Source organism: Sporomusa sp., from assembly GCF_057736855.1.
Map to the genome: position 1 here is coordinate 1 of NZ_JBYKYF010000465.1, position 1,617 is coordinate 1,617.

Sequence of the window (1,617 nt, forward strand, 5' to 3'; positions counted from 1 at the left end):
CCGACATCCTGCTTGTAAGGCAGGCGCTCTCCCAGCTGAGCTAATCGCCCATATGGTGACCCGTAGGGGATTCGAACCCCTGATACCGCCGTGAAAGGGCGGTGTCTTAACCACTTGACCAACGGGCCATTGGCTCCTCGAGTAGGACTCGAACCTACGACCGATCGGTTAACAGCCGATTGCTCTACCAACTGAGCTATCGAGGAATTATTTCAACATAATGAATTATATACTAGAGAAAATAAAATTGCAAGCACTTACTGCATTTTTTTATGTTATATGTCATACTTTCAAAGGATATTTTTGTTAAAACATCAAATACTGATATATAATATTGAGACAAATAAGGAGGTCGTGTTTTGGATCCAAGAATCAAAACTCTTGCCAAAAATCTTATCAGCTATTCTACTAGCCTTAAGCCAGGCGAAAAAATATTAATCGAAATGTTTGACGACGCACTTTCCTTGGCCAAGGCGCTTGTTGACGAAGCCTACGCCGCCGGCGGTATCCCGTTTCTCGAGATAAAAAACAGCCAGTTACAACGGGCACTACTCATGCACTCTTCCGCTGAACAGCTATCATTGGCTGCTTCCTGGGAACAGGCACGGATGAAAGAAATGGATGCATATATTGGGATCAGAGCCAGCTTTAATATTGCAGAAATGGCCGATGTTCCAGCTACCCAACTGCAAAGCTATCAACAAAACTGGGTTAAACCTGTACACATTGATATCCGGGTTCCCAATACCAAATGGTGCATTTTGCGCTGGCCTAATGCGTCCATGGCCCAGCTTGCCAACACTAGTACAGAGGCTTTTGAGGATTTTTATTTTAATGTATGTAACCTTGATTATGCGAAAATGGCAAAAGCTATGGACCCGCTAGTCGAACTTATGGAAAAGACCGATAAAGTTAGAATTGCAGGGCCTGGAACGGACCTGACTTTTTCCATAAAGGGTATCCCAGCGATAAAATGCTCCGGACTTAGAAATATCCCGGACGGGGAAGTATATACCGCTCCTGTCAGAGATTCGGTCAATGGCGTCATTACCTATAACACGCCGGCCGTTTATCAAGGTTTCACCTACGAAAATATCCGCCTGGAATTCAAGGACGGTAAAATTGTCAAGGCTACTGCTAACGACAGCGATAAGATTAATAAAGTTTTCGATACTGATGAGGGCGCCCGTTATGTTGGCGAATTTGCTTTGGGCGTAAACCCATATATTGAAAAACCCATGAAAGATACGCTCTTTGATGAAAAAATCAAGGGCAGTTTCCACTTTACTCCCGGCAGCGCCTATGATGTCGCCTTTAATGGCAACAAATCAGCCATTCACTGGGATCTGGTCTGTATTCAAAATCCCGAATATGGTGGCGGCGAAATCTACTTTGACGATAAACTCATCCGTAAAGACGGGCGATTTGTCCTTCCGGAACTAGCAGGATTAAACCCTGAAAACCTGGTATAGCTCAAGCGTCAGTAACTGAAAAGCGAGACTGCCTTCTTCCGTTATTAGACGGATTCACCTGGCAATCTCGCTTTATTATTTTCCATCGGCTATCTATTTCAATAAATTTCGCATAAAGCTTGGCAAGACAAAACTGCTTTTCTGA

At 44.0% G+C, this 1,617-nt stretch carries 1 protein-coding gene and 2 tRNA genes; 1 reads left to right on the forward strand and 2 read right to left on the reverse strand.

The genetic code is table 11. From position 1 onward, the window contains the following. Nucleotides 1-53: 53 nt before the first annotated feature. A tRNA-Glu gene (locus tag AC29Z1_RS17700) sits at nucleotides 54-128 on the reverse strand. Nucleotides 129-130: 2 nt separating this feature from the next. Continuing rightward, nucleotides 131-206 (reverse strand) — tRNA-Asn (locus tag AC29Z1_RS17705). A 153-nt stretch (nucleotides 207-359) separates the two neighbouring features. On the opposite strand from AC29Z1_RS17705, the gene AC29Z1_RS17710 reads away from it, so the two are divergent. After that, complete coding sequence (locus AC29Z1_RS17710; protein ID WP_488272752.1) at nucleotides 360-1,472, forward strand: aminopeptidase; 1,113 nt, start codon at nucleotides 360-362, stop codon at nucleotides 1,470-1,472. The last annotated feature ends 145 nt before the right edge of the window (nucleotides 1,473-1,617 follow it).